The sequence below is a fragment of the Pseudomarimonas arenosa genome (assembly GCF_014841215.1).
GTDB classification, from domain to species: Bacteria; Pseudomonadota; Gammaproteobacteria; order Xanthomonadales; family Xanthomonadaceae; genus Pseudomarimonas; species Pseudomarimonas arenosa.
In genome coordinates, this window is the sequence record NZ_JACYTR010000053.1 from 1 (window position 1) to 19416 (window position 19416).

Sequence of the window (19416 nt, forward strand, 5' to 3'; positions counted from 1 at the left end):
GACCGTGAACAACTGCTCCATGAAGACATCGGCTCCGCGCATCGGGCTTCCTTGCCAGCGGTGTATCTGAAGGATGAGACAAGTTTACGATGCGAGGAGGTATTTCAGCAGCCTGCTAGGGCTGGCGGCGTCTTTCTGCGCGACCTTGTGAAACACCCGGCTTAGCGCACGCCGGCCTCGGCCAATCGCCCGCGTAGATACTCGCTGCGCTGCTCGGCCGGCGTGGCCAGCATTTCCTTGCGCAGCTCTTCACGCTGCCAGGGCGGCATACGTCGCACCAACTCGCGCATGCGCCGACGATCTTCGCGGCCCAGCCGCTGCAGCATGTCCCAGGTGGCTTGACGCTCTTCCGGCGGCACAAAGGCGAATACCCGGCGCGCCACGTCGGCCGCTTCGCGTGCTCGCGCGCCCAGCATGAAGGCGCGGCGCTGCTCCGGGCTCATACGCTCGAACTCCTTGCGCAGCCGGGTGCGTTCCTGCGGCGGCAAATTGTTGAAGCGTTGAAACTCGTGCCGCAGGCGCTGCTGTTCGCTTTCCGGCAATGATTGAAAGGCCTCGAAGCGCTCGCGCAAACGGGCCCGTTCGTCGGCTGGCAGGGCCTGCCACTGGTCGAGTTTGCGCTGCAGTTGTTCACGCCGTTCCGGTGGCAGCTTGCGAATGCGCTCGGCGTTGGCCAGCAGTTGGGCGCGCTGCTCCAGCGGCATGCCTTCCCAACGCTGGGCAAAGGCCGAAAGGATTTCCTGCTGCTGCGCATCCAGGCTGGCCCAGGGTAGGCTCGGCTGAGCCTGTAGCGCACCCGTCCACAGCGCGGCGAGCAACAGCAGGCTCCAGCCCCGGAATGACTTAGCTGCCATTGGCGCCACTCTCCAGCCAGGCGTAGAACTCCAGGTCCTGCATCAGGGCGTAGTCGGCCTCCGAGGCCAGCAGTTCGACGTCTGAGCTCGGCAAGGTCAGCGCCTGATCAAGCGGCTCCTCGATCACCATCGCCGGTGCTTCGACCGGCACCTGCGGGCTCGGCGTCATGCCGACCCCGGCGAACCACAGCAGCACGCTAGCCGCCGCGCCCAGACCAGCACCGAACCACAGCGGCAGTCTCGAACGCGGCCGCTCGACGGCGGCCAAGGCATGGCGGCGCGCCGCGGCCAACTTGGCCAGGGTCGACGCCGGCAGGGCAGCGGCGTGCTGGTCGAGTAGCTCGCGGCTGCGCAGAATCCAGCGATCTTTGCTCATAGGTGCTTCTCCAAACGCCCACGCAGCACCTGCAGGGCGCGAAACAGATGCGTTTTCACGCTGCCTTCCGAGACTGCCATGGCGCTGGCCGTCTGCTGCACATCGAGGCCTTCCCAGACCCTGAGCAGGAACGCCTGGCGCTGGCGCAAGGGCAACTGGCGCAGGGCTTGCAACAGCGCCTCGGTGGCCTGTTGGTCGCTCAGCCGACTCAGCGGGCCCGGCTCGATCGGATCGGCCACCTGCTGCAGCGGATCGGTGGTCGAGTCCTCTTCGGCCATGCCGAGCCAGCCAAACCAGCGCCCGCGCAGACTGCGCTTTCGATACAGATCAACCAGCTTGGAGTCCAGCACCCGCCAGAACAGCAGCGGCCACTGATCGGCTGGCTTGTCACGATAGCGCTTGACGAAGGCCAGCATGGTCTCCTGAACCACATCCAGAGCATCCTCATGATCGCGGCAACTCAGCTCGACATGACGCAGCGCGCGCCGCTCGACCGAGCGGAGAAACTGTTCCAAGCTGTCGACTGCGCTGTTTTCGGCCGTCATCAGGGATGCGAAGGAAGACGCCGTGGTGGCGATCGGGGCGGGCATTCTAGCGATCCTCAAGGCTCCTGTATGTGGCGGCCGGGTCGGTGCCGACCGATCGGCGGCCGGGGTTGGCGTGCCGACTGCCACAGTGGCAGCCGGTTCTGGAGTGTCAACGCTCGGGCGGATATATGGTTGACAAGACGATCAAATGGCTCTCTCAGGCTTTGTAGCGGGCTTCGCTCGTGGAACGTTGTGCACAGCGGCGAAATCTTCGTCACAGGTGTTTCACAATGACCGGGGAAAAAGCGATCTTGTTCACAAAGAAATTTGTAAGTAGCTGATTTATATATGTTAAAGATGAGTGGCGAAAACTTCACCAAGTAGGCCGGAAGCCACATTTTCCGGGCCTCTGGCGCCCTACTTCCGTGGCTCTTCCACAAACTTATCCACAGCTGCTGTGGATAATTCGGAAACCTCCTTGAATACAATGCGTTACCGATCATTGTTAAGTCATTTGCCAGCAATATGCGGCAAACCGGGGCTTGCATGATTCATCGCGACTCGCTCCACGGCTCGGCTGCAGCCGCTGGGTTGGTCGAGGACGGCCATTCGCCGGCAGCGACGGTACTGCAGGTGGCTCTGGCCCTGCCCCTGCCGAGTCCATTCGACTATCTGCCACCGGCCGGGCAGACCATCAACCGGCACTGGATCGGCTGTCGCGTCGAGGTGCCGTTCGGACCGCGCCGCCTGATCGGCATGGTGGTCGGCGTGAGCGCGCGGCCGCCGGGCGACAGGCGGCTCAGGCAGGCCCTGCGGCGCATCGACCAGCAGCCACTGCTGCCGGACGAGCTTTGGCACACGCTGCATTGGATGGCCGACTACTATCACGCCCCCTGGGGTGAGGTATTGGCCCTGGCCCAGCCAGCCGGCCTGCGCCAGGGCGACACACCTGAGTCGCCCGGGCGCTGGGTCTGGCGCCGCTGCGACAACGCCGATCACCACGCAGTCCAACGCCTGCGGCGTGGCGCCTTGCCCGAGCAACTGTGGCAGAGGCTGGAAGCGGTCGAGCTGGACGAGGATGAGCTTGACACCCGCCTCGAGGGTTGGCGCGGCGCGGCGCGCAGACTGCAGGCGCTGGGCCTGGTGGAGCGCCTGCGTCGCGCAGCCAGCTCACTGCCGCCGCCACAGGCCAGTGCCGGATTCACCCTCAACGATGAACAACAGGCGGCCGTCGATGCCGTACGGGCACGTCTGCCCGGCGCCGCCAATGCCGGCTTCCAGACCTTTCTGCTGGACGGCATCACCGGCAGCGGCAAGACCGAGGTCTACCTGGAACTGCTGGCCGAGGTATTGGCCAGCGGTCGGCAGGCCGTGGTGTTGGTGCCGGAGATTGCGCTGACGCCGCAGACTGTGCGGCGCTTCCGCCGACGCCTGGGCGAGGCGGTGCTGGTCTGGCACTCCGGACTGGCCGAGGGTGAGCGGCGGAAGACCTGGGCCCGCCTGGCCGCCGCCGAGCCGCTGGTGCTGGTCGGCACCCGTTCGGCAGTGCTGTTGCCCTTACCGGGTGCCGCCCTGATCGTCATCGACGAAGAACATGACGGCTCCTACAAGCAACAGGATGGGGTGCGCTATTCGGCCCGCGATCTCGCCCTGGTGCGAGCCCAGGCGCTGGGCCTGCCGGTGCTGCTGGGCAGTGCCACGCCCTGCCTGGAGACCCTGGCGCAGGCGCAGCGCGGCCGTTACCAGACGCTGCGCCTGCGTACCCGCGCCGGCGGCGCCCGACCGCCGCAGGTCGAGGTGCTGGACGTGCGTAAGCAAACCCTGCAGGAAGGGTTGGCCGCGCCGGCACTGGCGGCGATTCGGCGCACGCTCGAAGGCGGCGGCCAGGTGCTGGTGTTTCGCAACCGTCGCGGCTACGCCCCAGCCCTGCTTTGCCACGACTGCGGCTTCGTCGCCCAATGCGCCCGCTGCGACCGGCCCATGACCTTGCATCGCGCGCCGCCGCGACTGGAATGCCACCACTGCGGCGCCCAGGCTCGCCTGCCGGCGGCCTGCCCGGACTGCCAGGGCCTGGCCCTGCAGCCTCAGGGCATCGGCACAGAACGACTGCAGGACAGCCTGACGCAGATGTTTCCGCAGTACCCCGTGCTGCGCATTGATCGCGACAGTACCCGCGGCAAGGATGCGGTGGAGCGCCTGCTGAGCGAGAGTGCCACTCGCCCCTCGATTCTGGTCGGCACCCAGATGCTGGCCAAGGGTCACGACCTGCCCCTGCTGCAGCTGGTGGTGGTGCTGGGCGTGGATGACGGCCTGCACAGCATCGACTTCCGCGCCCCCGAACGCCTTGCGCAACTGCTGATCCAGGTCGCCGGCCGCGCTGGACGGGCGCAGCGCCCCGGCCATGTGCTGCTGCAGACCCACCACCCACAGCACCCCTTCCTCACCGGCCTGCTCAGCGGCGGCTACCGCCAATTCGCCGAACAGGCCCTGGCCGAACGCCAAGCGCTCGGTCTGCCGCCCTATGCCCACCTCGCCCTGCTGCGCGCCGAAGCGCAAAGCCCCAGCGCTTGGCGCGAGTTTCTGCAGCAGGCCCGAGATCAGGCCGCGGCCTGGCTAGGCCAGCAGGTAGACGCCTCCGCCATCCTCCCCGCCCCGATGCCGAAGCGCGCCGGCTACTCGCGCGGCCAATTGCTGCTCTCTGCAGCACAACGCCCCGCCCTGCAGGCCCTGCTGAAACGCTGGGTACCCACGCTGTACGATCTACCCGGCGTCAGAAAAGTGCGCTGGAGCCTGGATGTGGATCCCTCAGAGCTGGGGTGATTCGTGATTGGTGATTTGCCAAAACGGGCCCGGCGATGACCCGGTAACCGGGCCACTTTCCTCCTGTCCGCGCATAGCAAAACGCCGCTGAGCAAGTCAGCGGCGTCAACTCTTGCTGCGGCGGTGGCGAATCGCGCTCTTACCACGAATCACGAATCACCAATCACGGCCTTCAAGCCACAAACAACGACTTCATCTTCTTCATCGCGTTGGCTTCGATCTGGCGGATGCGTTCGGCGCTGACGCCGTATTCGTCGGCCAGTTCCTGCAGGGTGATCTTGCTGTCATCGTCCAGCCAGCGACGGCGGATGATGTCGCGCGAGCGGGCGTCGAGGCGGGCCAAGCCTTGCCGCAGGCGGTCGAGCTGGTCGGTTTCCTCGTCTTCCATCTCATGCACCAGGGACGGGTCAACGCCATGGTCTTCGAGGTAGGCCACCGGCGCCGGCGGCGCTTCGTCGTCGGAGTCGACCGGGGCATCGAAGCCGATGTCGCGGCCATTCAAACGGGCTTCCATCTCGAGTACATCAGACGCCTGCACGTTCAATTCGCGGGCAATCGTCTCGACTTCTTCGTGGTTCATCCAGCCGAGGCGCTTGCGCGACTTGCGCAGATTGAAGAACAGCTTGCGCTGTGCCTTGGTGGTAGCGACCTTGACGATGCGCCAGTTGCGCAGGATGAACTCGTGCATCTCGGCGCGAATCCAGTGCACGGCAAAGCTGACCAGGCGCACGCCGACATTCGGGTCGAAGCGCTTGACCGCCTTCATCAGGCCGATATTGCCTTCCTGCACCAGATCGCCCATCTGCAGACCATAGCCGTTGTAGCCGCGGGCGACGTGGACGACGAAGCGCAGATGCGACATGACCAGGGCACGCGCGGCGTCCAGGTCATCATCTTCCTGGTACTTTTGCGCCAGCGCGGACTCTTCTTCGGCAGTCAGCATGGGCAGGCGGTTGACCGCGCCGATGTAGGCATCGAGCGAGCCCAGCGCGTTCGGTACCGGCAGGTTGTAAGCCACCAGGGCATTTGTCATGGCGTTCTCCATGTCCCAATCTTAGCAGTCCGGCCGTTAGAGTGCTAAAGCGGGGGCGTAGTTCCCCTGCCCCGCGCCCTGGTTGAAGACGATTCAGGCTGTCGCCGGCAAGGACCAATCTATGGGGGCGAGCCCGCGGCCTTTCAAGTAGCGATTGGCGGCACCAAAGTGGCCGCAGCCGATAAAGCCGCGGTAGGCCGACAGCGGCGAGGGGTGCGGTGCGCGCAGCACGCAGTGGCGCTGGCGATCGATCAGGGCACCTTTCTTTTGCGCGTAGCTGCCCCAGAGCATGAACACCAGATGTTCCCGGCCCTGGTTGAGGCGAGCGATCGCGGCATCGGTAAAGTCCTCCCAGCCGCGCCCGGCGTGACTACCCGGCTTGCCGTCCTCGACGCTGAGCACGGCATTCAACAGCAGCACGCCACGCCCAGCCCAGGCCTGGAGACAGCCATGCGGCGGTGCCACCAGGCCAAGGTCGCGCTCCAGCTCAGCATAGATATTGCGCAGTGAAGGCGGCACCGGCACCCCAGGCGACACCGAAAAGCACAGCCCATGCGCCTGGCCCGGCCCGTGGTAGGGATCCTGCCCCAGAATCACCACCTTGACCTGATCGAACGGGGTCTGGTCGAAGGCGGCAAACATGCGCTTGCCAGGCGGATAGATGCGCTTGCCGGCGCGCAGCTCGGCACGCAGAAAGGCGCTCAGGGCCTGCATCGGCGCAGATTGCAGCTGATCTTCCAGCTGCGCTGCCCAGCCCGGCTCCAGCCGGATCCGCGACTCCGCCGGCGCCGCGGTGGCGCTGTCGAGCTCGCTCACACCGCGCTCAGCCGGCCGGCTGCGACTTGGCCACCTTCTCGCGCATCATCCGACCGACCCGCAGCTGGAAAAGCACCTTGGTGACCAGCAGACGTTCCTCGATCGGCTTTTGCACCAGATCATTGGCACCGGCGCGCAGCAGGGCGCTCTGGTTGGCCGGGTTGTCGTCGCCGGTCATCACCAGGATCGGCAACTGCGCCTTGCCGTACTCGAACACATTGCGCACGTGGTCGAGCAGGTCGGCGCCGGTCATGCCGCCCTTCAAATAGACGTCGGTCAATACCACATCGGGGCCGGGAATGCGGCCCTGGGCCATCGCCGTTTCCAGATGGGCAATGCCATCCTCAACGCTGGGCACGTGAATCACCTGCAAGCCGTTTTTCTCCAGCATGCGGCGGGTGGCCATCGCCACCACCTTGCTGTCTTCGACATACAGCACTTCACCACCGCTATCGTCATTGCAGACGTAGCCGCGGATGAAGGCGGTCAGGGCGGCAAAGCCCAGCGATTTGTCGAAGTAGTCGGTGACATCATCGGTAAAGCTGCGGTTGACCAGCCGTTCCTGCACGTCACCGGAGACCACGATGATCGGGATATAGGCCTGCGGCGCGTGTTCGCGCACGAAATGGGCCAATTCCATGCCATCCATGTCGGGTAGACGCAGGGCGGTGGTGACCAGATCGACCACGCCTTCCTGCAGCGCCGCCTTGGCTTCGGCGCCGGTTTCGCAGCTGATCACGGTGACATTGGGCACGTCCTTGATCAGCAGCGTCTCAATCATCTTGCGTACCACCTTGGAGCCGTCCACCACCATGATGCGCGGCGTCTCCGAGCTGATATGTCGGGTGATGCTGGTGCTCATGCCTGAACCTCGGCTCGGCGCAATTGCTGGCCCACCACCAGAAAAGCACCGATCCATCCCAACATCAAGGCGATTGCTATCACTCCAGCCCACTCCCATGGTTCGCCCAGCCAGGGCTGAAATTCGCTGCCATAACTGGTGATCAATCGTTGCAATGGCGCGGCCACCGCTTCAGCCAAGCCCCAGGCCACCGCCAAGGCCAAGCCGCCAGCAAACACACCGTAACACGCGCCGAGATAGAGGAACGGTCGACGAATGAAGCGATCGCTGGCGCCCAGCAATCGCAGCACGGCGATCTCCTCCGCCCGCCCCTGGATCTCCAGCCGCACCGTATTTCCCACCACCAGGATCACCCCCATGCCCAACAGTACCGAGGCCAGCAGAGCCACCCGTCGGCCAAGACCGAGCCAGGCGGCCAACCGCTCACGCCACTCAGCATCATGCTGCACCAAGTCAACCTCGGGCAATCCGCGCAATTCAGCGGCCAAGGCGTGATCGTCACTGCCCTGGCGCGGCACGATCAGCGCCACCCAAGGCAGGGGGTTGCGCTCCAGGGCACCCAGGGCGTCGGCCAGATCACGCATCTGCTTCAGCTCATCCAGTCCCTGCTCGGGACTGCGCAGGTTGAGCTCGGCCACCCGCGGATCGTCGCGCCAGCGCTGGCCGAACTGCGCGGCTTCCTCGGCGCTGAGCTGGGGCTGAAAGAACAGATTGATTTCGCGCGAATCGCGCAGGCCGGAGGCGAAGCGATCGGCCTCCTTGACCAAGGCTGCCAGGCACACCGGCAGGGCGATCGCCAGCCCCAGCACCGACAGCGTCAACACACTGGCCAGCGGCCGCCGCAGCAAGCTGGACAGACTGTCGACCAGGCCGCGCCGATGGCTGCGCAGCCAGGCGCGCGGCGCGCTGTCGCGATCGGCACGGCGCGCGTTCATGCCGGGTCCTCCTGGCCGTCTTCCAGCTCGGACTCAGGTTCGGGGCGGAAATCATCGATCAAGCGGCCCTTGTCCAGCACCAGCACGCGCTTGCGCATACGCTTGATCAGCGGCAGATCATGGCTGGCTACCATCACCGCGGTACCTTGCGCCGGCAATTCGGCCAGCAGGCCCATCACTTCCTCAGCCAGTTGCGGATCGAGATTGCCGGTCGGTTCGTCGGCCACCAACAAAGGCGGCTGACCGACGATGGCCCGGGCGATGCCGACGCGCTGCTGCTCGCCGGTCGACAGCAAGCCGGGCCGGGCCTGCAGCCGATCGCCCAGCCCCAGGCGTTCCAGAGTAATGCGCACCCGCTTGCCGATCTCACTCGGTTTCACTCCGGCGATCAACAGCGGCAAGGCGACATTGTCGTACACACTGCGATCCATCAACAGTCGATGATCCTGAAACACCACGCCGACCCGACGCCGATGGGTCGGCAAGGCGCCGCGCCGCAGGCGGCCCAGGTTGCGTCCCTCGAACAACACGCTGCCGCTGCTGGCCCGGTCGGCGGCATAGACCAGACGCAGCAAGGTGGTCTTGCCGGCACCGGAATGACCGGTGATGAAACTGAAATCGGCTGACGCGAGTTGAAAGCTGACATCCAGCAAGGCCTGTTGCCCCGACACGAAGCGCCGACTGACCCGGTCGAATTGCAGTAGGGCGGTCACGCTCTCGCCTCCCGCGCTGCCGCAGCCGAGCCCAATTCGCCTTTCAAGCCCCCTTGAGTCAAGGGGGCGGCGCGGCGCGTAGCGACGCGCGGGGGCTGTGGAAGCAATTCCGAGCCCCGACCGAAAGGCAATGCAAGAACAACTCGCGTAATCATCGAATAAGCGTGTTCATTTGGAAGATCGGCAACAGAATGGCCAGCACAATAAACAAGACCAGGCCGCCGACCAAGACGATCACCAGGGGGCCCAGGGCCGCGGTGGCGACGCCGAGTGCCGTATCCAGGTCGCGCTCTTGCTGCGCGGCGGCTTCAGCCAGCATGTCATCAAGCCGGCCGCTTTTTTCGCCGCTCTGAATCAGTCGCACTGCGATCACCGGAAATTGCTGACTGTCTGCCAGCGCGCGGCCAAAACTATGCCCCTCACGAACCTTGTGTGCGACCCGGCTCAAGGCTTCACGCAGGGGCAACAGCTGCAGCACCTGCGCCGCAATGCTCAGCGCTTCAAGCAGCGGCACCGCGCTGGCGGTGAGCAAGGACAAGGTGCGGGCAAAGCGGCTGGCATCGGAGGCGCGCAGCAAGGGGCCGAGAATCGGCACCCGCAACAGCCGTTGCTGGATACGCAGGCGCAGCGGCTCGCGGCGCCAGGCCAGCACGGCGGCCACCAAGGCCAACGCGGCCAGCAACAGCAACCAGCCTCCGAAGCTGGCGGCGGCATCCGATAGCGCAATCAGGACGCGGGTGGCCCAGGGCAAAGTCTGTCCCTGCTGCAGAAACACCTGGGTCACCTGCGGCACCACATAGATCAGCAAGGCGCTCACCACCGTCACCGCGACCACGCTGAGCAAGGCTGGATAGGTCAAGGCCAGCAGCACGCGCTGGCGCAGACTGGCACTGGCCTCGGCGTGATCGGCGAGGCGCCTTAACACCTGATCCAGCCGACCGGCGGCCTCGCCGGCGGCCACCGAGGCGCGGAACAGCGCGGGAAACAGGTTGCCCTGCTCGCCCAGTGCACTGGCCAGGGTTGCACCTTCCATCACCCGCGAACGCAGGGCCAGCACCATGCCCTGGGTGCTGCCCTCGTTGGCATCGGCCAGCGCCGACAAGGCCTCATCAATCGGCAAACCGCTGCCGACCAGCACCGCCAGCTGACGCGAAAAGGCTGCCAACTGACCGGCCGGCATGCGTCGTCGCCAGGCCGAACCGGCACCGCCACCTTCGGCCACCGCCACCACTTCCAGCGGGTTGAGGCCGCGCTCGCGCAGCACACTGCGTGCCGCCCGCGGCGTATCGGCTTGCAGAACACCACGTTGATTACGGCCCTCGGCATCGAGAGCTAGAAAGGAAAAGGCCGGCATGGGCGCAAGTGTAAACGCTTGCCGCCCGCATGCGCCGCGCTTGCCGCGCAGGACATAGCGGCTCAGACTGTGGGCCCCCCAAGCTAGCTGATCAGCATGCCCGCTGCCCAGATCCTGGTCGTCGATGACGAGCCGGACATTCGCGAACTGGTCAAGGACATCCTCGAAGACGAGGGTTACCGGGTGCGGACGGCCGAGCATGCCGCGGCGGCGCGGAAGGCGGTTGCCGAGCTGCGTCCCGACGCCATCCTGCTCGATATCTGGATGCCCGAGGTCGATGGCGTCAGCCTGTTGCGCGATTGGTCGGAAGGCAGCGGCCTACCCTGCCCGGTGCTGATGATGTCCGGCCACGGCACGGTGGAAACCGCGGTCGAGGCCACTCGCCTGGGTGCCTGGGACTTCATCGAAAAGCCGATCAGTCTGGCCAAGTTGCTGATCAGTCTGCAGCGCGCGCTGGAAGCCGGCGAACTGAAGAAGACCAATGCCGCACTGCGCCAGCAGATAGCCCCGGCCAATCCGCCGGTCGGCGAATCGCCGCCGATGCGCTCGTTGCGCGCCCAACTGCAGCGCATTGCCGGCCACGCTACGCCGGTACTGTTGCAGGGCGAGCCGGGCACCCGCAAGGAAGCGCTGGCGCGCTGGATCCATCAGCTAAGTCCGCGCCGCGACGCGCCCTTCGTCACCGTGGCGGCTGGCGCGGTGGCCGATGAACAGGCCGCCGCCACCTTGTTCGGCCGCGAAAATGGCGATGACGTGGAGGCCGGCCTGCTGGAGCAGGCCCAGGGCGGTTCGCTGTTTCTCGATGATCTGGCCGCGCTCAGTCCGGAAATGCAGCTGCGACTGTCGGTGGCGATCGAACGCAAGCAGTGCCTGCGTGTCGGTGCCCGCACCGCCCTTCCGCTCGATGTGAGGGTGATTGCCGCCAGCGGCGATGATCTCGAGGCGGCACGCAATCAGGGCAAGCTGCGCGACGAGCTTTACTATCTGATCGCTGTGGTGCCGGTGCATGTGCCCTCTTTGCGCGAACGGCGCGAAGACATCCCGTTGCTGGTACAAGACTGGGTGGAGCGCCTGCATCAGCGCGATGGTCTGGCCAAGCGGCAATTTCCGCCGTCAACCCTGAAGCGCCTGGCCGAGCACGACTGGCCGGGCAATCTGCGCGAGCTGCACAACCTGGTGCAGCGCCTGCTGTTGCTCGGCGATGATGGCGAAGTGGCGGTCAGCGAGATCGATCACGCGCTCGGCGCCAGCAGTAGCAACGGCTCGGTCACCGGCGATGACGGCGCCAATATCAATATCGATTTCTCATTGCCGCTGCGTGAAGCCCGCGAGCAGTTCGAACGCGGCTACCTGCTGCACCAGCTTCACAATGCCGGCGGTAGCGTGGGCAAACTGGCCAAACTGGCAGGCATGGAGCGCACTCATCTGTACCGCAAGCTCAAGGAATTGGGCGTCGACATTCGTGCCGGCAAGGAGGGGGGATAATGAAGAGCCGGGATTCGGGATTCGAGATTCGGGATTCGTTAACAGCGGGTATTCGCGCTGTTTGGCGCGCGCCAATATACGAACGCCTCGTCGCTGCCGATGGATCATTGCGCACGGCCATCTCAGCGCACTCGGGTGACTGCCCATCCCGAGTCCCGAATCCCAAATCCCGGCCCTCAACATGAAAATCATCATTCTCGGTGCCGGCCAAGTCGGTTCGTCGGTGGCCGCTGCGCTGGCCAGCGAAAACAACGACATCACGGTGGTCGATACCGACAGCGCCAAGCTGAAGGATCTGGCCGAACGGATGGATATTCGCACCGTGCAGGGGCATGCCTCCCTGCCCAGCGTGCTGGGCCACGCCGGCGCCGAAGACGCCGACATGATCATCGCCGTGACCTCCAGCGACGAAGTCAATCTGATCGCCTGCGAGATCGCCGACATCGTTTACAAGACGCCGACCAAGATCGCCCGTCTGCGCGAGGCCGAGTACCTGCAGCATCCCGAGCTCACCGCCAAGACCCGCGCCGCGGTTGACGTGGCGATCAGCCCCGAGGCCCTGGTCTGCAATCATGTGCAGCGCCTGATCGAATACCCCGGCGCCCTGCAGGCGCTGGATTTTGCCGACGGCCGAGCGCAGCTGGTGGCCGTGCGCGCGGTACCGGGCGGCGCCCTGGTCGGCCACGAAATCCGCGAGCTGCGCTCGCACTTGCCCAGCCATGTCGACGCCCGGGTGGCGGCGATCTTCCGCGCCGGCCTGCCGATCATTCCGGAGGCCAGCTCGCGCATCGAATCCGGCGACGAAGTGTTCTTCCTGGCCGATCGGCGCGACATCCATACTGTGATGAACGAACTGCGTCGAGCGGAACGTCCAGTTAAGAGGGTATTTATCGCTGGCGGCGGCAATATTGGCCGCAATCTGGCGCGGGCACTGGAAGGCCGCTTCAGCGTCAAGGTACTGGAGCGCTCTAAGGAGCGCGCCAAGCGCATCGCCGAGGACTTGCTGAAGTCGATCGTGCTGGTCGGCGACTGCGCCGACGAGGCCCTGTTGCGCGAGGAGAATATCGACCAGACCGATGTCTATTGCGCGCTGACCAATGACGACGAGGCCAATATCCTCTCGGCCATGCTGGCCAAACGGCTAGGCTGCCAGCGCGTGATCGCCTTGATCAACCGACCGGCCTACGCCGAATTGGTCGAGGGCGGCACCATCGATATCGCAGTCAGTCCGCAACAGGTGACCCTTAGCGCTCTGTTGACCTGGATCCGCCAGGGCACCATGGTGCGGGTGCACAGCCTGCGCCGCGGCATGGCCGAAGCGATCGAAGCGGTGGCCGTCGGTGATCGGCGCACCTCCAAGGTGATTGGTCGCTCACTGGAAGAGCTGCAGCTACCCGACGCCGCCACCATCGGCGGCATCGTCCGCGGTGACAAGCTGCTGATCGCGCACCACGACGTGGTGATCGAGCCGAACGACCACGTCATCGTGTTCCTGGTCGACAAGCGCCAGCTGCCCAAGGTCGAAGCCCTGTTCCGCACAGACGCCACCTGGATTTAACTACCGAATCCACCTTTATGCGGCTACGCGCCATACTGCGGGTTCTGGGGGTCATCGTTTGTCTGACCTCGCTGACCAAGCTACCGTCGATTGTGCTCGCCCTGGCCCTGGACGAAGCCGTCTGGCAGGTGTTCCTGCATAGCTTCATCGCCAGCGCCCTGGCCGGCTTGTTGCTGTGGTGGCCGAATCGACAGGTTCGCTATGAGCTGCGCTTGCGCGATGGCTTTCTGGTGGTCTCGCTGACCTGGGTCCTGGCCTCGCTGGCCTCGGCGCTGCCGCTGATGTATGCGCCGCCGCACCTGAGTTTCACTCATGCGGTGTTTGAGGTGATGTCCGGCCTCACCACTACCGGTTCCACTGTGATCAGCGGGCTCGATCAGCTGCCGCGCTCGGTGCTGCTGTACCGGCAGGTGCTGCAGTTTCTCGGCGGCATGGGCATCGTGATTCTGGCGGTGGCGGTATTGCCGATGCTGCGCATCGGCGGCACCCAGCTGTTCCGCGCCGAGACCACCGGCCCCTCACGCGACAACAAGCTGACCCCGCGGATCGCAGAAACGGCCAAGGCGCTGTGGCTGGTGTACGCCGGCCTGACCGTACTTTGTGGCCTGGCCTACTGGGTCTGCGGCATGGACCTGTTCGACGCCATCAGCCATGCCATGGCGACCATTTCAACCGGCGGCTTCTCGACCCACGATGCCGCTTTCGAACACTGGAACAGCCCGTTGTTGGACAGCGTGGCGATTCTCTTCATGGTCTTGGGCGGGGTCAATTTCGCTTTGCACTTCCTGTGCTGGAAGCGCGCCTCGCTGACGCCGTATCGGCACGACTCCGAGTTGCGCGCCTTCCTGCGCATTCTGCTGTTCGCCGCGCTGCTCAGCGCCGCTGTACTGTGGCTGGCCGGCACCTACGATGGTGCCTGGGAGAGCCTGCGCAAGGGCAGCTTCATGATCGTCTCGGCCATGACCACCACCGGCTTTACCGTCGGCAACTTCGACCAGTGGCCCGGCATTGCGCCCATGATCGTGATGATCGTTGCGGTGATTGGTGGCTGTTCCGGCTCCACCGTTGGCGGCCTGAAGGTGGCCCGCGTAGTGATGGTGATGCGCCAGGGCTGGCGCGAGCTGCGACAGCTGGTCCATCCACGCGGTCAATTCATGGTGAAGATGGGCGGTCAGCGGGTGTCGGGCAGCGTGGTACTGTCGGTCAGCGGCTTCATCACCCTGTGGATGGTCTGCTTCATGGTCTTGATGCTGGGCATGATCGGCGCCGGACTGGACCCGCTGTCGGCATTCGGCGGAGTGGTTGCCACCATGGCCAATCTGGGCCCAGGCATGGGACAAGTGACCTACACTTTCGGTCAGGTCAGCGATACTGCGGTCTGGCTCGGCACCTTGGGGATGCTGCTGGGACGACTCGAGGTGTTCTCATTGCTGGTACTGTTGACTCCGGACTTCTGGCGCGAATAGCAAACACGGCCGGCCGCGCGAGAGGAGCGCATGGAAAATACACAAAGTTCCAGCGAAGTCCTTGGCCTGCAGGACGATCAGCCGGCCGGCGAACGGATCTTCAGCAGTGGGCCGCAGCGCCTGCGGGCCATGATGCGGGTGCTTGGCGTAATCGTCGGCCTGTCGTCGCTGACCAAGTTGCCGTCGATGCTGCTCGGCGCGTTCGATGACGACGGCACCCACCACGCGTTTTTCTCCAGCTTCGCGCTCAGCTTCACCATAGGCATTGCACTGTGGTGGCCAAATCGACGAGGTCGCTATCAGCTGCGTCTGCGCGATGGCTTTCTGGTTGTCACCCTGACCTGGGTCGCGGCCAGCCTGGTCTCTGCCGTACCCTTCATGTATGCGCCACCACACCTCAGCTTCACCCAGGCGGTGTTCGAGGCAACTTCAGGGCTGACCACCACCGGCGCCACCATCATTGTCGGCCTGGATGCTCTGCCACGCAGCGTGCTGTTGTATCGGCAGGTGCTGCAGTTCCTGGGCGGCATCGGCATCGTGGTGCTGGCCGTGGCCATCCTGCCGATGCTGAAGATCGGTGGCACACAACTGTTCCGCGCCGAGTCCTCGGGCATGAGTCGCGACAACAAGCTCACTCCACGCATCGCCGAAACCGCGCGCGCCCTGTGGTGGGTATATGTCGGTCTGACCGCGTTGTGCGCCGCCGCCTATTGGATCGGCGGCATGAGCCTGTTCGACGCCATCTGCCACGCTCTGACCACGGTGTCCACCGCCGGCTTCTCGACCCACGATGCATCGTTCGCCTACTGGAACAGCCCGCTACTGGATTCGATCTGCATCGTCTTCATGCTGCTCGGCAGCATGAACTTCGCCCTGCATTTCATCGCCTGGCGGCATGCCTCGATCCAGGCCTACTTCAACGACTCCGAACTGCGCGCCTTCCTGCGTATCGTGTTGGCCGCCACCTTGCTGATCACCCTGATTGTCTGGGCGCAGCAACACTTCCATCATCCGGCCGAAGCGTTCCGTCGCGCCGCCTTCCAGACCGTGGCCAATCTCACCACCACCGGTTACGCCACCGACAGTTTTTCGCTGTGGCCCGGCCCGGCGCCCTTGCTGCTGGTGCTGCTGGCCTTTATCGGCGGCTGCTCGGGCTCAACCGCCGGCGGGCTCAAGGTGGCGCGGGTGCTGATGGTGTTGCGCCAGGGCCTGCGCGAAGTACGGCAGTTGATTCACCCGAAGGGCACCTTCCTGGTCAAGCTCAACGGCCGCCAGGTGTCCGATGCCCTGGTGCTGTCAGTCAGCGGCTTTATCACCCTGTGGGTGACCTGCTTTGTGCTGTTGATGCTCGGCTTCAACGCTGCCGGCCTGGATCTTGGCAGTGCCTTCGGCGCCACCGCCGCCACCATCACCAATCTCGGCCCCGGTCTCGGCGCGGTGGCCAATCATTTCGCCGACGTCGGCACGGTGGCCGTCTGGATGGGCACGCTCGGCATGCTGCTCGGTCGGCTTGAGGTGTTCAGCATCCTGGTCCTGCTGTCGCCGATGTTCTGGCGCGAGTAGGGCGTTGCGCCGGGCGCGCATTGCCGCCGCCAGCCGATCGGCCAGCGCACGGGCATCCTCTGCCGCCAGCGACCTTAACAGCATGATGCCGCGCCACTGACTGGCGCCAGCGGTATCGATGGCGACATTGATCATACCGGCGCGGCGATCGAGCGGGGACTGCCGCAGGCTTATCGACTGAATGCGATCGACCTCGACCAGCTCCACTGTTTCCGACAGACCGCCGCGACGCCACAGCAAACGCTCGCCGTCAAAGGCGAAGCGCGCATTTACCGCTGAGCGCCAGCTCAGAAATGCCGGCAGCAGCAACAACAGGCCCAATGGCAGCACATCACTGCCGAGATTGAGCAAGGCGATCAGCCAGACAAACGCCGGCCAGAAACAGTCGGCGATCAGCCAGCGACGCCAGGCGCGCGGATGAATCGGTCGCCAGTCAGCGGCCTGCAGTGCCTGCCCCAAACCCCATTCACTCAACAATTCGTTCAGCTGACCGGCGCGGGCGATTGGTACCACCACGCCACGACCGGCAGAGTCCTCCTCCCGCTGGCCGCGCCCGGCGGTTTCCACGCTGGCGCTGCTGCGGCCGAGCAGACGCAGCAGCCAGGGAGTCTCGACCACCCAGCGCTGCACCTTGCTCAACGGAATCTGCTGGCGGTAACGGGTCAGCAAGCCCGCTTCCAGCGCCAATTGGCGGCCCTGATCATGCAGACGAAAGTCGTAGTAACGCAGCAGCACCACGACCGTACCGACCAATCGCAGCGCAGCCACGAACAGCAGGACCAGCAGCAGCAGCACCGCGCTCAGCGCCAGGCTGTCATGCCACTGACTGGCCCAGGCATAAACCGCTTGGAAACCCTGCTTGATACCGCTGAATAGCGCACCATCATCGATCTGCCAGCCGATACCAAAGGCCGCGCCCACCACCACCCAGCCGTGGTTGCGCGTCAGACCCAAACGCAGCAGTTCGGCAATCGGCAACTGCAGCCGAACCGACTGCTCAGAATGTGCACTCGAACTATCGACCTGTGCCTGCTCGCCAGCGCCGGCGCGGATGCGCGCCTCAATCGAGCGTGCTTCGTCCAGCGCCAGCACATTCATCACCGCCTCGCTTTCATCGCCACCGGTGGCCGACTCCAGACGCAACTGGGCCACGCCAAAGGCACGGTGCAGCAGATTCTGCCGCAACTCGACGTGCTGGATGCGCTTGAATGGCAGATGACGGACATTGCGTGCCAGCAGGCCGCTGCGAATCACCAGCTCGCGCGAGTCGATGCGGAAACGATAGGTGAAGTAGCGGTACACCGCTGAAACGGTCAGCACCACGGTGGCGACGGCAGCAGCGTACTCCTGCCAGTCGCCACCGCGACCGAAGAGCCAAAGCAAGAGCAGCGGCAGCACAAAACTCTTCAGCTGTTCGATCAGCACGAACAACCAGGACCAGGGATGCAGCCGTCGCTCGGCCTCCGAAGCCGGCACAACCTTGCTCTCAGAGTCGCTCATCGTGCCCTTCCAACAGCGCATCGCGAACTGCCCGCGCCCGCGCTTCGGCGAGACCGGCGAGGCGAATGGTGGCGTTGTCGGTGCCTGCGGTATGGATCAGAAGACTAGCCAGACCCAGCCGGCGCTCCAGCGGGCCGTGGCTGAGATCGGTGTGCTGCACGCGCGAGCGCAGCACGCGGATTTCGCTATGCCAGATCACTCCGCGATGGATTTCCAGCCCGCGGCCGTCGAGCCGAAAGCGAAACCGTCGATGCCGCGCTGCAGCGTAACGCCAGGCTAAGCGCAGAGCGAGCAGTGCGATCAGGCCAAGTACCAGGTAGTCGGCCCAGGCCGAGTACGCACCGACCAGGACCAGCACCGCAATCATCGGGCCGCTGGCGAACAGCAGGGCCAGCAACAAAGCGGTCAACCGCATGCTCCAGATCGCCGCTGGGGCTGCCGGTTCAAACTCGGCGCTCGCCTCGGCGACGACCTGCTCGGCCGGGGCCTCTGCGGCGTCAGGCGAGCCCAGATCCTGATCGATAGTGTTCATGCTTGCTCCGACGGCGGATGAATCGCTTCGTGACCGTGCACGTACGGATTTCGACTGCCGTCCTGCGGCCGCCAGCTGAAGCGCTTGTAGGTCCATTGATACTGCCAGGGTGATCGGGCGACACAGGCCTCGACCCCCTGATTCAGCGCGGTGGCGGCACGCACCGGATCCGCATCGGCGATGCCCTCCGGTGCCGGCAGAAAATGCACCCGGAAACCGCCGCGCGGCAATCGCTCGGCGAAACCAAACACCACCTCGACGGCGGACTTCTCTGCCAGACGTGACAACAAGGTCATGGTCAGGGCCGGATAGCCGAAGAACGGCGCGAACTCGCCCTCGCCCACCTTCGGCTGCTGATCGGGCAGGATGCCCAGCAGACGACCATCGCGCAGCGCCTTGAGCATCTTGCGCACGCTGGACGGCTGCGCCGGCAGTTGTTCCACCGCGCCGCCGCCACGCCCGAGCAGTAGGATCTGATGCGCCGGCACCCATTGCGGCTCGCGATAGACGATGCTCAATGGACCAAGCGAGCTGAGGTAGTGGCCGAACAGCTCCCAGTTGCCCAGATGCGGTGCCGCCACGATCACCCCGCGCCCTCCGGCACGCGCCGCTTGCAGGTGTTCCAGCCCACGCACTTCACGCACCCAGCGCAAGGCCTGACCCACCGGACGGGTCCAAACCCGTCCACTTTCCAGCAGCATGCACAGTGTTTCGCGCAGCACCTGCCGATGCCGTCGACGCCGCTCAGCCTCATCCAGCTGCGAAAAACACAGCAGCAGATTCAACCGCGCCACCCGGCTCTCGCGAAAGCTGAGCCGTGCCAGCGGCCAGGCCAGCACACTGGCCAGACCATGCAACACGCTCAGGGGAATGGCACCCAGCAGCCACAGCGCCGCGAAGGCGATCCGCCCGGGCCAAGTCATCTTCAGGTTCATCGGTGAAGTGTAGCGGTTGAGAAACACCTTGCCGTGCGGCGCTTGACCCGGCAGCGGCAGCAACAGAGCATCGCGACCAAGGAAATC

General features: G+C 65.0%; 16 protein-coding genes and 1 pseudogene. 5 read left to right on the forward strand and 12 right to left on the reverse strand.

Annotated elements, in window-relative coordinates; translation table 11 throughout:
• Positions 1–161: 161 nt before the first annotated feature.
• From IFO71_RS17130 to IFO71_RS17140, 3 genes are read right to left on the reverse strand one after another with little or no spacing between them, the layout of a single operon-like run.
• Positions 162–854 carry a DUF3106 domain-containing protein gene (locus tag IFO71_RS17130; protein WP_192030889.1) on the reverse strand — a complete coding sequence of 231 codons (693 nt, stop codon included), beginning with the start codon at positions 852–854 and terminating at the stop codon, positions 162–164.
• On the reverse strand, positions 844–1230 hold the full coding sequence (locus IFO71_RS17135) for a hypothetical protein (protein ID WP_192030890.1): 387 nt from the start codon (positions 1228–1230) through the stop codon (positions 844–846). Before IFO71_RS17135 ends, IFO71_RS17130 begins: the two co-directional genes overlap by 11 nt.
• Entirely contained in the window at positions 1227–1820 is a 594-nt protein-coding gene (locus tag IFO71_RS17140) for an RNA polymerase sigma factor (RefSeq protein WP_225444745.1), read from the reverse strand. Before IFO71_RS17140 ends, IFO71_RS17135 begins: the two co-directional genes overlap by 4 nt.
• Before the next feature lie 483 nt (positions 1821–2303).
• Between IFO71_RS17140 and IFO71_RS17145 the strand changes: the two genes are divergently transcribed.
• Positions 2304–4577, forward strand: a complete 2274-nt coding sequence (locus IFO71_RS17145) for a primosomal protein N' (protein ID WP_192030891.1) — start codon at positions 2304–2306, stop codon at positions 4575–4577.
• A gap of 172 nt (positions 4578–4749) precedes the next feature.
• Here IFO71_RS17145 and rpoH read toward each other — a convergent pair whose 3' ends face one another.
• The 6 genes from rpoH to IFO71_RS17175 form a co-directional block, all read right to left on the reverse strand.
• Positions 4750–5622 (reverse strand): RNA polymerase sigma factor RpoH, encoded by an 873-nt coding sequence (gene rpoH, locus IFO71_RS17150; RefSeq protein ID WP_192030892.1) that lies wholly within the window; start codon positions 5620–5622, stop codon positions 4750–4752.
• Positions 5623–5703: 81 nt separating this feature from the next.
• The gene (gene ung / locus IFO71_RS17155; RefSeq protein WP_192030893.1) at positions 5704–6426 is read right to left on the reverse strand and encodes a uracil-DNA glycosylase; all 723 of its coding nucleotides are present in this window, start codon (positions 6424–6426) and stop codon (positions 5704–5706) included.
• Positions 6427–6433: 7 nt separating this feature from the next.
• Positions 6434–7288: a response regulator gene (locus IFO71_RS17160; protein WP_192030894.1), complete on the reverse strand. Its 855-nt coding sequence runs from the start codon at positions 7286–7288 to the stop codon at positions 6434–6436.
• Positions 7285–8223 (reverse strand): permease-like cell division protein FtsX, encoded by a 939-nt coding sequence (gene ftsX, locus IFO71_RS17165; RefSeq protein ID WP_192030895.1) that lies wholly within the window; start codon positions 8221–8223, stop codon positions 7285–7287. The genes IFO71_RS17160 and ftsX overlap by 4 nt, the downstream gene beginning before the upstream one ends.
• Positions 8220–8936, reverse strand: a complete 717-nt coding sequence (gene ftsE / locus IFO71_RS17170) for a cell division ATP-binding protein FtsE (protein ID WP_192030896.1) — start codon at positions 8934–8936, stop codon at positions 8220–8222. The genes ftsX and ftsE overlap by 4 nt, the downstream gene beginning before the upstream one ends.
• 151 nt (positions 8937–9087) lie before the next feature.
• On the reverse strand, positions 9088–10290 hold the full coding sequence (locus tag IFO71_RS17175; protein WP_192030897.1) for a type II secretion system F family protein: 1203 nt from the start codon (positions 10288–10290) through the stop codon (positions 9088–9090).
• 96 nt (positions 10291–10386) lie between these two features.
• Between IFO71_RS17175 and IFO71_RS17180 the strand changes: the two genes are divergently transcribed.
• The 4 genes from IFO71_RS17180 (at position 10387) to IFO71_RS22015 (ending at position 16362) form a co-directional block, all read left to right on the forward strand.
• Positions 10387–11775 carry a sigma-54-dependent transcriptional regulator gene (locus IFO71_RS17180; RefSeq protein ID WP_192030898.1) on the forward strand — a complete coding sequence of 463 codons (1389 nt, stop codon included), beginning with the start codon at positions 10387–10389 and terminating at the stop codon, positions 11773–11775.
• Positions 11776–11956: 181 nt separating this feature from the next.
• On the forward strand, positions 11957–13333 hold the full coding sequence (gene trkA, locus IFO71_RS17185) for a Trk system potassium transporter TrkA (RefSeq protein WP_192030899.1): 1377 nt from the start codon (positions 11957–11959) through the stop codon (positions 13331–13333).
• A 17-nt stretch (positions 13334–13350) separates the two neighbouring features.
• Positions 13351–14799, forward strand: coding sequence for a TrkH family potassium uptake protein (locus IFO71_RS17190; RefSeq protein ID WP_192030900.1), 1449 nt, complete (start codon positions 13351–13353; stop codon positions 14797–14799).
• Positions 14800–14829: 30 nt separating this feature from the next.
• On the forward strand, positions 14830–16362 hold the full coding sequence (locus IFO71_RS22015; RefSeq protein WP_225444747.1) for a TrkH family potassium uptake protein: 1533 nt from the start codon (positions 14830–14832) through the stop codon (positions 16360–16362).
• A 45-nt stretch (positions 16363–16407) separates the two neighbouring features.
• On the opposite strand, the pseudogene IFO71_RS17195 reads toward IFO71_RS22015, so the two are convergent.
• The 3 genes and pseudogenes from IFO71_RS17195 to IFO71_RS17205 form a co-directional block, all read right to left on the reverse strand.
• Positions 16408–17883 (reverse strand): annotated as a pseudogene (locus IFO71_RS17195) (PH domain-containing protein); the annotation flags it as partial.
• On the reverse strand, positions 17849–18394 hold the full coding sequence (locus IFO71_RS17200; protein WP_192030902.1) for a PH domain-containing protein: 546 nt from the start codon (positions 18392–18394) through the stop codon (positions 17849–17851). The pseudogene IFO71_RS17195 and the gene IFO71_RS17200, both read right to left, overlap by 35 nt.
• On the reverse strand, positions 18391–19392 hold the full coding sequence (locus IFO71_RS17205; RefSeq protein WP_225444748.1) for an LpxL/LpxP family acyltransferase: 1002 nt from the start codon (positions 19390–19392) through the stop codon (positions 18391–18393). The genes IFO71_RS17200 and IFO71_RS17205 overlap by 4 nt, the downstream gene beginning before the upstream one ends.
• Positions 19393–19416: the final 24 nt, after the last annotated feature.

Coding starts and splice junctions, on each gene's coding strand:
- IFO71_RS17130 (WP_192030889.1), bottom strand. CDS start 854: ATGGCAGCTAAGTCATTCCGGGGCTGGAGCCTGCTGTTGCTCGCCGCG.
- IFO71_RS17135 (WP_192030890.1), bottom strand. CDS start 1,230: ATGAGCAAAGATCGCTGGATTCTGCGCAGCCGCGAGCTACTCGACCAG.
- IFO71_RS17140 (WP_225444745.1), bottom strand. CDS start 1,820: ATGCCCGCCCCGATCGCCACCACGGCGTCTTCCTTCGCATCCCTGATG.
- IFO71_RS17145 (WP_192030891.1), top strand. CDS start 2,304: ATGATTCATCGCGACTCGCTCCACGGCTCGGCTGCAGCCGCTGGGTTG.
- rpoH (WP_192030892.1), bottom strand. CDS start 5,622: ATGGAGAACGCCATGACAAATGCCCTGGTGGCTTACAACCTGCCGGTA.
- IFO71_RS17160 (WP_192030894.1), bottom strand. CDS start 7,288: ATGAGCACCAGCATCACCCGACATATCAGCTCGGAGACGCCGCGCATC.
- ftsX (WP_192030895.1), bottom strand. CDS start 8,223: ATGAACGCGCGCCGTGCCGATCGCGACAGCGCGCCGCGCGCCTGGCTG.
- IFO71_RS17175 (WP_192030897.1), bottom strand. CDS start 10,290: ATGCCGGCCTTTTCCTTTCTAGCTCTCGATGCCGAGGGCCGTAATCAA.
- IFO71_RS17180 (WP_192030898.1), top strand. CDS start 10,387: ATGCCCGCTGCCCAGATCCTGGTCGTCGATGACGAGCCGGACATTCGC.
- trkA (WP_192030899.1), top strand. CDS start 11,957: ATGAAAATCATCATTCTCGGTGCCGGCCAAGTCGGTTCGTCGGTGGCC.
- IFO71_RS17190 (WP_192030900.1), top strand. CDS start 13,351: ATGCGGCTACGCGCCATACTGCGGGTTCTGGGGGTCATCGTTTGTCTG.
- IFO71_RS22015 (WP_225444747.1), top strand. CDS start 14,830: ATGGAAAATACACAAAGTTCCAGCGAAGTCCTTGGCCTGCAGGACGAT.
- IFO71_RS17200 (WP_192030902.1), bottom strand. CDS start 18,394: ATGAACACTATCGATCAGGATCTGGGCTCGCCTGACGCCGCAGAGGCC.